Annotated in this window: 15 protein-coding genes and 1 pseudogene; 7 read left to right on the forward strand and 9 right to left on the reverse strand. The window is 62.3% G+C overall.

Features of this window, described 5'->3' with window-relative positions; all coding sequences use genetic code 11:
* Positions 1-296: leucine zipper domain-containing protein (locus tag ABIB49_RS18720; RefSeq protein WP_354157613.1), on the reverse strand; the 296-nt coding region annotated here is incomplete at its 3' end.
* 279 nt (positions 297-575) lie between these two features.
* Here ABIB49_RS18720 and ABIB49_RS18725 point away from each other — a divergent pair.
* Both ABIB49_RS18725 and ABIB49_RS18730 read left to right on the forward strand, forming a co-directional pair.
* Entirely contained in the window at positions 576-1,340 is a 765-nt protein-coding gene (locus ABIB49_RS18725; RefSeq protein WP_226775747.1) for a type 1 glutamine amidotransferase domain-containing protein, read from the forward strand.
* 123 nt (positions 1,341-1,463) lie between these two features.
* The gene (locus tag ABIB49_RS18730; protein ID WP_502913841.1) at positions 1,464-2,537 is read left to right on the forward strand and encodes a DNA polymerase IV; all 1,074 of its coding nucleotides are present in this window, start codon (positions 1,464-1,466) and stop codon (positions 2,535-2,537) included.
* A gap of 34 nt (positions 2,538-2,571) precedes the next feature.
* On the opposite strand, the gene ABIB49_RS18735 is transcribed toward ABIB49_RS18730, so the two are convergent.
* Together ABIB49_RS18735 and ABIB49_RS18740 are read right to left on the reverse strand one after the other, a co-directional pair.
* On the reverse strand, positions 2,572-3,363 hold the full coding sequence (locus tag ABIB49_RS18735) for an alpha/beta fold hydrolase (RefSeq protein WP_354157614.1): 792 nt from the start codon (positions 3,361-3,363) through the stop codon (positions 2,572-2,574).
* Positions 3,364-3,420: 57 nt separating this feature from the next.
* The gene (locus tag ABIB49_RS18740) at positions 3,421-4,209 is read right to left on the reverse strand and encodes an isocitrate lyase/PEP mutase family protein (protein ID WP_226775745.1); all 789 of its coding nucleotides are present in this window, start codon (positions 4,207-4,209) and stop codon (positions 3,421-3,423) included.
* 137 nt (positions 4,210-4,346) lie between these two features.
* On the opposite strand from ABIB49_RS18740, the gene ABIB49_RS18745 reads away from it, so the two are divergent.
* Entirely contained in the window at positions 4,347-4,811 is a 465-nt protein-coding gene (locus tag ABIB49_RS18745) for a DUF8821 family protein (protein WP_253032922.1), read from the forward strand.
* Between the two features lie 88 nt (positions 4,812-4,899).
* Here the strand turns inward: ABIB49_RS18745 and ABIB49_RS18750 are convergent, their stop codons facing one another.
* Both ABIB49_RS18750 and ABIB49_RS18755 read right to left on the reverse strand, forming a co-directional pair.
* A complete protein-coding gene (locus tag ABIB49_RS18750; protein WP_226775743.1) occupies positions 4,900-5,184 on the reverse strand; it encodes a DUF1905 domain-containing protein in 285 nt (94 codons plus the stop codon).
* A 73-nt stretch (positions 5,185-5,257) separates the two neighbouring features.
* Positions 5,258-5,701: a YdeI/OmpD-associated family protein gene (locus ABIB49_RS18755; protein ID WP_226775742.1), complete on the reverse strand. Its 444-nt coding sequence runs from the start codon at positions 5,699-5,701 to the stop codon at positions 5,258-5,260.
* A gap of 694 nt (positions 5,702-6,395) precedes the next feature.
* On the opposite strand from ABIB49_RS18755, the gene ABIB49_RS18760 reads away from it, so the two are divergent.
* Entirely contained in the window at positions 6,396-6,746 is a 351-nt protein-coding gene (locus tag ABIB49_RS18760; RefSeq protein ID WP_226775741.1) for a DUF3846 domain-containing protein, read from the forward strand.
* A 209-nt stretch (positions 6,747-6,955) separates the two neighbouring features.
* Here the strand turns inward: ABIB49_RS18760 and ABIB49_RS18765 are convergent.
* Together ABIB49_RS18765 and ABIB49_RS18770 are read right to left on the reverse strand one after the other, a co-directional pair.
* A pseudogene (locus ABIB49_RS18765) lies at positions 6,956-7,214 on the reverse strand (pyridoxal 5'-phosphate synthase lyase subunit PdxS); the annotation flags it as partial.
* 68 nt (positions 7,215-7,282) lie between these two features.
* Positions 7,283-7,678 carry an HsmA family protein gene (locus ABIB49_RS18770; RefSeq protein WP_226775740.1) on the reverse strand — a complete coding sequence of 132 codons (396 nt, stop codon included), beginning with the start codon at positions 7,676-7,678 and terminating at the stop codon, positions 7,283-7,285.
* A gap of 65 nt (positions 7,679-7,743) precedes the next feature.
* On the opposite strand from ABIB49_RS18770, the gene ABIB49_RS18775 reads away from it, so the two are divergent.
* Both ABIB49_RS18775 and ABIB49_RS18780 read left to right on the forward strand, forming a co-directional pair.
* Positions 7,744-8,196 (forward strand): hypothetical protein, encoded by a 453-nt coding sequence (locus ABIB49_RS18775; protein ID WP_226775739.1) that lies wholly within the window; start codon positions 7,744-7,746, stop codon positions 8,194-8,196.
* 143 nt (positions 8,197-8,339) lie between these two features.
* Positions 8,340-8,900, forward strand: coding sequence for a TM2 domain-containing protein (locus ABIB49_RS18780; RefSeq protein WP_282360802.1), 561 nt, complete (start codon positions 8,340-8,342; stop codon positions 8,898-8,900).
* A 342-nt stretch (positions 8,901-9,242) separates the two neighbouring features.
* Here ABIB49_RS18780 and ABIB49_RS18785 read toward each other — a convergent pair whose 3' ends face one another.
* A complete protein-coding gene (locus ABIB49_RS18785) occupies positions 9,243-9,770 on the reverse strand; it encodes a DUF427 domain-containing protein (protein WP_226775737.1) in 528 nt (175 codons plus the stop codon).
* Positions 9,771-9,989: 219 nt separating this feature from the next.
* Here ABIB49_RS18785 and ABIB49_RS18790 point away from each other — a divergent pair, with 219 nt between their 5' ends.
* Positions 9,990-10,370 (forward strand): bleomycin resistance protein, encoded by a 381-nt coding sequence (locus tag ABIB49_RS18790; RefSeq protein ID WP_226775736.1) that lies wholly within the window; start codon positions 9,990-9,992, stop codon positions 10,368-10,370.
* Positions 10,371-10,479: 109 nt separating this feature from the next.
* Here the strand turns inward: ABIB49_RS18790 and ABIB49_RS18795 are convergent, their stop codons facing one another.
* Entirely contained in the window at positions 10,480-12,261 is a 1,782-nt protein-coding gene (locus ABIB49_RS18795) for a molybdopterin-dependent oxidoreductase (protein WP_354157615.1), read from the reverse strand.
* Positions 12,262-12,436: the final 175 nt, after the last annotated feature.

A 12,436-nucleotide genomic window follows, 5' to 3' on the forward strand; every position in this document is an offset into this window, starting at 1 on the left:
GCCGGGACGTTGCAGCGTTCGGCCAGTTCGACCGGGCCCTCGCGGTGCTTTACCCGCGCCTCGAGGACCTCGTCGATTTTCGCCGAGGGGGTGGCATGCGGGCACGAACGCGGGCGGGACGAGCGATCCTCCATACCGTCCGAGCCGTGCTCCAGATATCGCCGGAACCACCGGTGGGCGCAGGCACGGGAAACACCCATTTCCTTCGCCACATGCGCCACGGGACGGCCGCCCAGAACACGCTGGACAAGGATGCTTCTACCGGCAGGAGTCAGACGGGCATTACGGTGGACCATGAAGACCTCTTAGTCGTTTGGTGTGTGTGGTAACCACCAACCTAAGAGGTCTTCACCCTTTCAACATGTAACCAACGTCCTGGCTGAGTACACCTAGTGGCAGAAGGCTGAGCGGCGGTCGGGATGCCCGATCGAGGCAGCGGTCACCGCGTTAGGCGATCGCTGGGCCCTGGCCGTGATCCGTGCGGAATCCGCAGAGTTGCCAGGCAGCCGACTGCCACCTGCGTCGGGCGTGAATTAGGCTTGGCGTAGGCTGGAATTCGACGATAGGAGCATTTTATGAAGAAGATTCTTATGGTACTGACAAGCGTTTCGGAGATCCCCGGTACGGGCGAGAAGACCGGCTACAACGTGGCCGAGGCTGCACATCCCTGGAAGGTCTTCAAGGATTCCGGGCATTTCGTCGACTTCGCGTCCATCCAAGGCGGCCAGCCCCCACGTGACGAGGTGGACTCAGAAGATCCCATCCAGGTTGCCTTCACGGAGGACGAGGCAACGCGCGCCGGTCTCTACAACACCGCCCGAGTCGACGTCGTTGATCCCGAACAGTACGACGCCGTCTACCTCGTGGGCGGCCACGGCACCATGTGGGACTTCCCGGACAGCGAAGGCTTGCAGAACCTCGTCGCCAGCGTCTACAACGCCGGCGGCTTGGTGGGCGCGGTCTGCCACGGACCGGCCGGCCTGCTGAACGTGGAATTGGAGAACGGGCTTCGCCTCGTCGAGGGCCGGAAGGTGGCGGCCTTCACCAACGACGAGGAGGTTGCCGCGGGAAAAGACAAGGTCATCCCGTTCTTTTTGGCCGACCGGCTTGAGGAACAGGGCGCCACCCACGTCTCCGCTGATGTCTTTGAGGAGAAGGTTGTGGTTGACGACCGGCTGGTCACTGGCCAGAATCCGGCTTCAGCCGCCGGCGTGGCCAAGGAGATGGAGAAGCTCTTCGCAGAGGTCATCCACCGGGAAAAAGCCGAGGAACGGCACGAAACGGAGGCTCTGCGTGCCGAGAAGGACGCCGAGAAGGCTGCCGCAGAAGCGGAACACTAAGACCGCGCACTGAAACTGACGGCCGCCCCGGCAACGGGGCGGCCGTCAGTTGTCTTGGGGCGCTCTGCTCACCACCCGATGGGAGCGGGCGCTTGCCAGGGATGTTTAGGGCAGACTGGTGGCGTGAACGGAATCCGGTGGGTGCTGCACGTCGATCTCGACCAGTTCATCGCGGCAGTCGAAGTCCTGCGGCGGCCGGAGCTTGCGGGCAAACCGATCATTGTCGGCGGCCGGGGCGACCCCACGGAACGGGCCGTGGTGTCGACCGCATCCTACGAAGCCAGGGCGTTCGGTGTGGGTTCCGGAATGCCGCTACGCATTGCGGCCCGGAAAGTGCCCGACGCCGTGATCCTGCCCGTCGATCAGGAGGCCTACCTAGCGGCGTCTGAAACGGTGATGGCTACCTTGCGCGGGCAGCCCGGTGCCACCGTGCAGGTGCTGGGTTGGGACGAAGCCTTAGTTGGCATTGAGACTGACAGCCCGGAAGCTTATGCCCGGCACGTGCAGGCCGCTGTCCTGGAACGAACGCTGTTGCATTGCAGCGTGGGCATCGGCGACACCTTGGTCCGCGCCAAGGTCGCCACCGGTTTCGGCAAGCCGGCCGGCGTCTTCCGTCTCACTGCCGGGAACTGGCTCGACGTTATGGGCAGCCGGCCCACCAAGGACCTGTGGGGCGTCGGAACCAAAGTGTCGGGCAGGCTGGCGAAACTCGGCTTCAAAACAGTCGCGGAGCTCGCCGCGGCCGACCCCCAGGACCTGGTCCCGGAGTTCGGCCCCAGGATGGGTCCCTGGTACGCGGAGCTCGGACGCGGGGACGGCGCCGGCGTTGTGGACGCCACCCCGTGGGTTGCCCGCGGTCATAGCCGGGAAACAACCTTCCAGCGGGATCTGACCGAGCCCGCCCAGGTGGACGCCGCCGTGCGGGAGCTGACAGCGCGCGTGCTTGAGGATGTTGGGGCGGAAGGACGGCCCGTGGTGGGGCTGACCCTGAAGGTTAGGTACGCGCCGTTCATCACCAAGACCCATGCGCGGAGGATTCCCGAAACTTCCGACCAGGATGAGATCCTCGCGCGGGCCTTGGACCTCGCAGCCGGAATCGAAGTTGGCCGTCCGGTCCGGCTCCTGGGCCTGCGGGCCGAAATGGCAATGCCCGACGACGCCCGACAGGGACATACGCCCACGCGCGGCGGCTGGTAACGACGCCTTTGCCCTCGTCTTCTGGCGAAGGCGATCACTTTTCGTCCGGCCGGGCCCGGTCAAGCCAATCACCGAGCAACGCGGCGAGGAGCTCGGGCCGTTCGTGCATGAGTGCATGGCCCGCGCCCTCTACTACTGCCAGGCTGGCATGCGGATAGCGCTCGAGCAGATCCATGGCGTCGGTGTAACCAACGATCGCATCGCTCCGTCCGGCCGCGATTAGGGTCGGCCCCGTGAAGGTGCCAGACCCGACGTCGACCGTCCATTCGGCGAAGATACGGCCCAGTCCCTTGGCGTCGACGAGCGTTGTACCCGGCACGACATGGCTGCGGTAACGGCGTGCGGTGGCCGGTGTGCGCACGACGAAGTACTCATCGAACCCCTGCCGTTGCTCAGGTTCGAGTTCGTCGTAGGCGTCATCGTCCTGATAGATCACCCGATGGTCCGGCACATTTTGAGACCGCTCGGCGCCGGGGCATAGCAAGGCCAAAGCGCGCACGATGTCCGGCCGCTGTGCGGCCACTCCGCGCGCAAGATATGCGCCGTAGGAATGCCCCAGCAGCATCACCGGTCCGGCCTCCAGCCGATCAATGAAGTCAGCGAGGAGCGCGACTACATCGTCGTTGCAACCCAGGTCCTCGGTCGTGGAATGACCCATCCCCGGCAGATCCGGGTAGATCCGCTGGAATCCCGGGCCGGGGACGACGGCCTCTATCGCCGCCTCGATCTCGCGGTGATCCACACCGGCGCCATGAAGCGCAATAAGCGGCATGCCGACACCGTGCTCGACGTAATGAATCAGGACATCGTTGATCCGTCGCTCCATGTCAACATCGTATTGATCGATTCGGGGCAGCAACACCACCCATATCCAGGTGGCCTCCTACGGCTCCGTGGGGCGCTGGCTGAATGCTACGAGGCGCGATTGCATCTCCCAGTACGGGGTGGCGACCGGCGCCTGCCGGCCGCCACGAAGGGCCGTGACCACCATCACCGCCGCGTCAACAGCTGCCCGGTACGGTAGGGAGCCGGAGCTTACGCGCCGGACCCCCAGCTCACCCAGCTCGGCAACAGTCAGCGAGGGATGTGCCAGCACGTTGACCGGCAGCCCGATGCCGGCGGTGATGGCCCGGATGTCCTCCGGAACCACAAGTCCGGGCACAAAGATGCCATCCGCCCCGGCATCGGCGTAGGCCGAGGCGCGGAGCAGGACGGCATCCACAGTGGCCTGTTCGCCGAACCAAATGTTGTCCACCCGGGCGTTGACAAACATTTCCGGGCTGCGTCGCTTGACGGCGGCAACCTTCTCGGCAAAGGCTGGGGGATCGACCAGGTGCCCGGCTGTGCTGTCCTCCAGGTTGATCCCGGCCACGCCCAGGGCAGCCAGTCGGGCCACAGTCTCCGCAACCTCGGCAGGATCATCGGAGTAGCCGTCTTCGATGTCCGCCGTGACGTGGACAGGCAGGCGGCACAGCTGCGCCGCCAGTGCGAAGGTTTCCGCCTTGCTGGACCGTCCTCCGTTGGGGAGGCCGGCACTTGCCGCAATACCAAAGCTGGTGGTGCCGACGGCCGGGAATCCTGCTGTCGCAAATGCCAAGGCAGACCCTATGTCCCAGGCATTGGGGAGCAGCAGCGGCGACGCAGTGTTGTGGAGATCCCGAAAAGCCGCCATTTTCATTCCCAACTTCGGCCAACCGCATATGTGAATACCTTTGCAGTCTACAAACATGGCTGGGCGGTGCAAGGGAGGGACGCCACTCGAGACAAGGCCCGTTATCGTTGGTCCAACACATCTAGTCAGGAGGGCGCATGCCATACGTTGTTGACTTCGCGAACGTTTCTACTGTCGGCCTGGAATCGTCTCCGGTCGCCGGGGCGCTCGCTGGGTTACGCGCCAACGAGGGACGCTACTACCGCAACAAATACGACCACGTCTTCACCGTTAGCCCCGCAAGCGAGGTTCCGGAAGTAGTCGATAGGGTGAGCCGCATTCTTAAGGACGAGCGCGACCTCGTCATCGGCTCCCGCCCGCTCGAGGCGACCGCGTTTGAAGTCGGCGGTTTACGGATGGATTACGTTTTCTACGAATCCGGGCTGTCGATCAACGTTATGTACAGCATCGAGGACGGCGGGAAACGGGCGGTTGGATTCAAACTGGCCGAAGGCATGGAGATTCCAGCGGAACTGGAGTCACGTTTCAAGTTCGCCCGCCAGAAGTCAAAACTGGCAGGCGTTATCCGCGGCTCCTACTTTGTGATCAAGGGCAAATACTGATCCGCTTGGCAGCTGATGTTAAGCCTGTTACGCCCGCGTTCGGGGGTGCGTAGAGGCAACCCTCGCCGGGACGTCGTGGAGCTGAGGTTTAGTTCAACCGCTGGGTGAGTCTTACCTCGACGCTATCGCCATCAGCCTTGCCGATGGCTTTGCGCACGGGCGCAGCGACCGGTAACTTGTGTGTGCCATCGCCCAGCGCCATAAACGCTCCGGTAAACGGGTACCCGTCAATGGTGCCGGCTACTTTGACAAGCCCCCTGGTGCCAAAGATCTGAGCCGAATCCGGAAGCTGGACGCAGGTCCACGTGTCTCCCGGACGCACCCTGCCCAGAAGCGCGGTAAAGGTGATGTTCAGCGGTTGCTTAGCGGCCATGGTCGTTGTTCCTTAGTGCGGGTCGAGGAAACTGCGGCCGCACTCTGGGTGAAGGTGCTCCAGGGAACGCCCACTATTTCAGACCGGCCTTGAGATCAGTTACCACCTTGGCGACTCGGCGGGAGCGGGTTTCTGCAGTTTTTGCATTCGCGATTGGCTCCACGTAGCGCCGCTGGCTACTGTAGTTCAGCGTCGCGTAGAAGGCCTTCGCCTCGGGTTCCGTCGCAAGGGCAGCGGCGAGGTCCTCAGGAACATCGATGATTCGCGGCTCGGTGTCCACCTCGACGTCCACCTCCACAGTGTCCCCTGCAGAGACCCCCGTCAGTTCACGGTTGACCGCGCTGACGCCAACCATGTTCTGGCCGCCCATCACTGCGATGCTGCTGCGATAGCTTTTGCCGTTGACTGTCACAACCACCGGGGGCCGCCTCCCGGCACCAAGCGCAACTACGATGTCCTCTGGGACCTCGATGCCGACTTTGTTTCCGCTGCCCAGGATGGTCGTGGTGAATTTCATCCTCACAGTATGCGCCGGAGCCCCCATCAGGTCCACGGCGGTGGAGGGCTGACTGTGTCGACCCTTTGTGGCCACGGTATGACAGCTACTTGCCCCCCCTCGTTCGACCGTGTCATAGCCGCAAAAATTCACCCCGGGTGTGGGCTTTCAGCCGGAAGCGAAGTGGCAGTCACAGAATGACCGGCAGCGGCAACGGGAGGTCAGGCATGGTTCACTTCACGGCCAACATGGCAGTCCTGAGCGGAACAACTACGTCCTTCCACGGGCAATAGCCGGCCCGGTCAAAGGTAAATATTTCTGGCCCAACCTTCGTCCATAACCAGTCAATATTGGCAGGCAACTCGGGGACTGGCATTAAAAATATAAGCGGGTATGGTTGTCGATAGATAGCGTTTAGAAAGGCGTGATTCCATTGTCAGGAAAGTCCCCTAGAAATATCGGTACCAAAAAAGCGGGAAAGTCGATTCTTGAAAAGAGGGCCGACAAAAGAGAAAAAGGCGCAACCAGCCCGAGTCTGTACATAAAGCCTCGCAAAAACCAGCGTTGACGCATCGGTAGAAGACCGCGCAGGTCATACGATCGGCAGCCGCGCGCTGGGCTATAGGACCCCACCAGCGGCTTGCGGTCGCTGTCACGCGACATGCAGGCTCTGTAATTCACCAACGAACAAAGGGTTGCGAAGAAGGGATTTCGAATGCGCTCGCAACGTAACGCCCTGATCATCCCGGCTCGCCTCGGCCAAGCCGTTCGCATGGAAATGATCGACACAACGCCGGCCGCACGCCAAGCCTTGATTGACGGAAATGTTGAAGCGTTCACTTGCGGGGATTGGCATGTCTATTTGAACGACGAAGCAGACTTTATTCCCCTGCCCCAGAACGTCCGGGCCGAAGTGCTGATGCGCGAAGCAGGTTTACATTTCGAGGAGACAGTCAGCGGTACGGCCGTGTTTCTTGGACACGGCGACAAAGGCGACGAAACAGATGCGCCCGCACACTTGCTCCGGTTGGCCGAACACCTGTTTGGCACCGCGTGGGCCGCCTAGCGGCAACGGAATGGTCCATCGCGTGCGTGGTTCGTTCTCTGCTAGTCCGGGACCTGGGCTAACCAGAGGATGTTGGAGTCTTCGGTGGCGTGACCAACCCACCCCACGCAGCCCAACTGACTCGCAGGTGGGGTCGTTTTGAGCCCTCAAAACGACCCCACCTGCGAGTCAGTTGGGCGTTGGTGCAGTTACCAGCCACGGCCAGGCTAGATGACCTGGGTCTCGACGAAGTGGCCGATTCGGACCTTCGCCATGACCCGAATGGACACTGCGGCGATGTTCGCCTCAATCATGTCCGGATCGGACATGCGGGCCGCCCTGGGCCCGGACGTCGGCCGGACTGCGTTCCAGCGCTATGACTGCCACGGCTCCGGCATCCTGGGCAATGAGGACCTGGTCGACGTTAACTACGTCGATGATGACGCCCGCCCATGTCCCGGACGTTTCAACGGATTCGATCCTGGTCATCCACTTGACGCTTTTTGACGCCGACCTCGTTCACATGGAGTCCGCCCCCTTACCGGTCCCGCGCCAGGTCAGCGCAGATTGCTGCCGATGGCTCCGGCCAGATACGGGACGAGCCATATGGCCCAGACGAGGAGGGAAAACTTGTGGAAGCGCTTCTTTTCAGCGTCGCGGTCGCGCAGAAGCACGATGCCCGCCCATGCCAGGTGGACCAGCATAAGCAGCAACGCCGCAGTACCGGTTATGGCCATGATGGTATTGAGTCCTGCACCGATTCCACCTGCACGGGCCGCCCCGGATGCCGCGAGTTGGGTCATCAGGTAGGTTCCGGTGCCGTCGCAGATCAGCCCCAGGCCAAAGAACCCCGCATGCCACCACTTGAGAACGCGCTGGCGATGTTCGGCCCACACACCAACAGAGTAGAAGGCCAGGGCCGCGGTGATGAGAATGATTGCAGCCGTGAGCATGCCCTGAGACTACAGGTCCTGCGCTCACCAATAGGTCGGACGAAACCGGACACGATCGGCTGGGCATGCCCCGCGACGAGGTGGAAGCGCTGCTGGGGAATCTGGACCGGGCCTTGGCTCTGGCGATGTGCTCGGGCTTCGGCATCCGCACCCTGGACACAGGCAACGAGGGATACTGGCCGCTGCGTGACGATGCCGGTTCCGTCTGGTCCCACGACACGGTCGTGATCCTGCAGGGCACGGCCAGGGCCGGCCACGGAGCGAAGCCGCGCAGGTCGCCGCAGCGTGGACGTGGACTCCGACGGTCGATTCACTGTGTACCCGGAACATCCTGCTCCCAGCGCCAACTGACCACCGGCTGTCGATGCGTGCCCGGCGGAGTCGTGGACAGCGAGTCCCATGGTGCCTTCGGGCTCTTGGTGTTGTGCGGGCACGAGAGCCGCTGTGTGAGCCGCAGCGAACGGCAGGCAATTGCGCTTAAATTCAACGGCGAGTCGGTTACGCGGGCCTTTGGCTAGGACATTCAATGTGTCGTGTCGCGCTGACGGATTTGTTCCGTCAGAATGATGACGGCACGTGGATTCTTGGGGGAAGCAGTCTTTGACGGTGCTGCCGCCTGGACTGCCGTGACTGCATCATCACTCCATTGAAAGGCACCACCATGACCCAGCCCAATTTTGACTCCAATGCTGTTCCGCCGGAAGGTTACGGGCCGCCCACTGTACCGCCCTCCCCGGGCCAGCAGTACCCGTCCGGCGCCCAGCCGCAGCCTCCCTACCAGGGTCAGCAGTACCCCTATGCCGGGCAGCCGCAGCCCCAGCCCCAGCCGGGCTATTCGGCCGGCCCGCAGCAGCCATATGCCGGGCAGCCGCAGTACCAGGGCCAGCAGTACCCATATGCGGGGCAGCCGCAGTACCCGGGCCACGCCCCGCAGCCGCAGTACCAGGGACAGCCGCCAATGCCGAACCCCGCGTACGGTTACGCGCAGCCCAAGTCCAAGGTCGTCGCCGGACTCCTGGGCATCTTCCTCGGCGGCTTGGGCATCCACCGCTTCTACCTCGGCTTCACCAAGATCGCGGTCATCCAGCTCGTCCTGACGCTCGTCCTGGGTGTTTTTACCTTTGGCATCGTCGGTCTGTGGGGCGTCGTTGAGGGCATCATGATCATCGCCGGCTCGGCCTACTTCCGCACCGATTCCAACGGTGTCCCGCTCCGCGACTGACCTTCGTGAACCGCATAATCCATCAGCGAACACCAGGGGGACGCCTTGACCCAGATCATCCACGCCAGGGCCGAACAGTTTGAACAGATCAAAGCCGATCGCAGTTCCAAACCACCAGGTTGTGTCCGCGGCGCTGGGATTTTCAGACTCGCATCTATCCGACGTCCACGGCAGTGACGGTCGGACCGGCACGGCGGTCTAAGGTCAGCTGGAAATGGCGGTGTTCTTCGTTTCAGGGGCATCCCGCAGGACCTGCAGCGGCGGGAGTTGCTGTACTGGTTCTACTGTGCCGCCAGAGACGAAGTCACGGACGAGTGTTGCCGGCGGGAAAGGCCGATGTGCTCACCAGCCGGCCGTACCGGGGCCGCCCTTGAACGGACCAACGATCTGCGTGGTGATCCAACCGCCGTAGAAGTCACCGTCCTGGAACGTCACCTGCTCGCCGTTGACCTCGCAGGATTCCATGCGACCGGGGTAGAGCGCTACCCGGGTACTGAGCGCCTCGAAGCCCCGGGCGGGTTCCGGGTAAATCCACCCGGCCCTGGCAGCAGAGACTCCGCCGGCAACGACGTCGAAGTAGTGCGCTTCTCCCTTGAACTCGCAGAAGCTGGTGCCCTCGACCGGGACGAGTACACCGGCCGGGAATGATTCCAATGGCAAGTAGTAGACGGGCGGATGACTGGTCTCCAGGACGCGCACTGAATCGGTGGTGTCGGCAATCACCTCCCCGCCAAGCCGCACGATGACCCGGTCCGGTCGCGGTTCGACCCTTGGCGGCCGCGGGTAGTCCCACACCGATTCTTGACCGGCCCTGGGTTTGATGGGTTGGGGACGCCGGAAGATGCCGGAAAAACCGTGAGCAGGAGTCATGCCCCCATGCTGCCATCTTCCGCTGGGAGGCTACCGTTAAACGCCGGGGGATCTCGATTGGCACAGTTGGCGGCTGGTTCCGGCAGTCATTTAGACTGCAGCGTTTTCAATCACGGCAAAGAGATTAGCTCGAAGCGGCTCACAGTCACGAGTGCAAGCACTAATGCCGAGGCAAAGTTGACAACGTCGAAGAGGTACGTCCTCTGCCATTATTGGTTTATGGTCTCGAATCCCGTCATCGACCGCGCTGTGCCGAATCTTCCGTCCCGAAACTTCGACCGGACTGAAGCCTTTTACGGCGGCTTTGGTTTCCAGCGAGTGTTTCGCGACGAGGGTTGGATGATTCTGGCCCGAGGTGGCTTGCAGCTGGAATTCTTCCCAGCCCCCGACCTTGACCCTCTAGTGAGCAGCTTTATGTGCTGCCTGCGCGTCATCGACGTCGACGAGCTGCACGAGGCAATCCGCCGATTCGGGGTGCCCGACGTCCCTACCGGGATGCCGCGACTGCGCCCTGTCCGTATGCAGGGGTGGGGTCTTCGGGCCGGGTTTCTCGTGGACCCCGACGGCACCCAGCTCACCCTCATCGAGCAGCGGGCCTAACGGACAAGGCCAGTGGTTTCGGCCGGGCTGCGGCCGCGAATGAAAAAGGGTACGGCGGCGAGTTCCAGTGCGAAAGCAAGATTCCCAGGCGCCGGGGGCGGACGTTGGGCTAGATCGATTGCCGGTAGCCAAAGAATTCGTGGTCGTTGTTGTATCCGCCAAGACCACCGCCAATAGCTGCGAAGGATTCGACGAACTCGATTCCTTCGATCCACTTGACCATTTTGAAGCCAAGCTCGGACTCGTTCCGGAGCCGCAGAGGTGCCCCATGGCCAAACGACAAGGGGGCGCCATTCATGTCATAGGCCAGCATGGTCAGGTGGTGGTCCATCTGTTCGACGGCGTGGGCATCGTAATACAGGCCGCCTTCGGGGCCGGGCGCAAAGGAGTAGAAGATCACCCACTTTGCTTCCGCGCTCGGCTTCACCATGTCCAGAATGGTACGCATGGAAACGCCGCCCCATTTGGCGACACCGGACCAGCCTTGGATGCAGAAGTGCTGAGTGATTTGCTCGTGATGCTCCAACGCCCGCAACTGTGCCAAGTCCAGCTCCAACGGGTTCTCAACGAGCCCGTTGACGCGGAGTTTGTAGTTGGTGAAGTGGCCGGCGGATAGTTGTTGGTATTGCTCGGTGTCCGGATAGTTGCCGTTGTGCCAGAAGTATGGGGAGATGTCCTTTTCCGTGTATTGGCCAGGCTTGGCGTCGAGGTGCTCGAACAGGCGTTCCACCGGTCCGGTCAAAGCGAATCCGACCTTCTGAACAACCCGTGGATGCCTATAGGTGAATGGGGTGGCTGCCACCCAGGCGGCGATCAGGACGATCATGGCGAGAGCAAAAATCCAGAACCCCGTCCAGGATTCGTTGCTCTGGGCCGCGAACATGTGGTTGAGGTTTTGGAGGACTCCGGTGGTCATTACGAGGGCAATGTGAAGGACGATGAACATCAGAAACCAGCACAGGACCAGGAAATGCAGCGACCGGGCAGCTTGGATGCTGAAAATGGAGCTGATGCGCCGGAACCGGGTGGAGAGTGCCGGCGACATTCCAAGCCCCGAAATAAGGGCGAACGGTGCAGCGATGAAAACCGTGATGAAGTAAGCGATCAGTTGAAGGCTGTTGTAATTGCTCCACCCGCTCTCTGTCGGCCAGTCCAGCGACAAATACTGGATCGTCACGGAGAGCGCGTTGGGGATGACGTCCCAGTGCAGCGGGACCAGGCGCATCCACTGTCCGGTTGTGAAAAGCAGCACGAAGAAGACGGCGCCGTTGGCCAACCAGAGGGTGTTGATGCCCAGATGCCACCATCGGGCCAAGCCGATGGAGTGCCGGCGCCCCGGCAGGCCGACTCCGTCCGGCAGTGTGATCGAATCCTCCTTCGCCGTGTAGAGCGGGTTGGGCGGTACGGGTTTCTGGACCCGGAACCAGTCGCGGCCGGGGGTGGAGTGCCGGGTCCAGTAGAGCCGCGGGTGGTCGGCGATGATTGTGATCCCGGACCGGATGATGAAGATCATCAAGAACATATTCAGGAAATGCTGCCAGCCGACCCACACAGGGAACCCGACGGGCGCACTACCGGGCAATGCCGAGATGCCCGGATAGCGGACGAGAAAATCCTGCACCGACGGGAGCCCCCGGAGGCCCTTGGCGACCGCGACAGCTACCAGCAGCAGCAAGAGACCGATCGGGATCAGCCACAGCAGGTTGAACCATCTGTTTTGACCGATCCGCACCCGGGGAGCCACACCGTATTGGGCGGGCAGGCCACCGGCCCAATCCGCATTAACTGCGGTGTATCTCTGACGGTCGAGCTCCGACCGGAAACTGCGGTCTTTGCCGCCCGCAGCAATATCGGGAGCCCGAATGGGAAGATCTTCCGAAGAAGGAGTCATGATCCGAAGCCTAGCTGTTTCTCCCGGGATTCTTGCCGGCCCGGTTGACCGTCAGGCACTTTAGCGATGCTGCCTGCCCGGGTGGGGTTTAGATGCCGCCGCGGCGCAGGAGGGTGCCGTGGGGGGTGTGGTTGTTGATGGGGTGGCCGCGGAGGTAGGTTTTGCGGACGACGCC

This window comes from Arthrobacter sp. UYCu512 (assembly GCF_040547075.1).
In the GTDB taxonomy this organism is placed as follows: Bacteria; Actinomycetota; Actinomycetes; order Actinomycetales; family Micrococcaceae; genus Arthrobacter.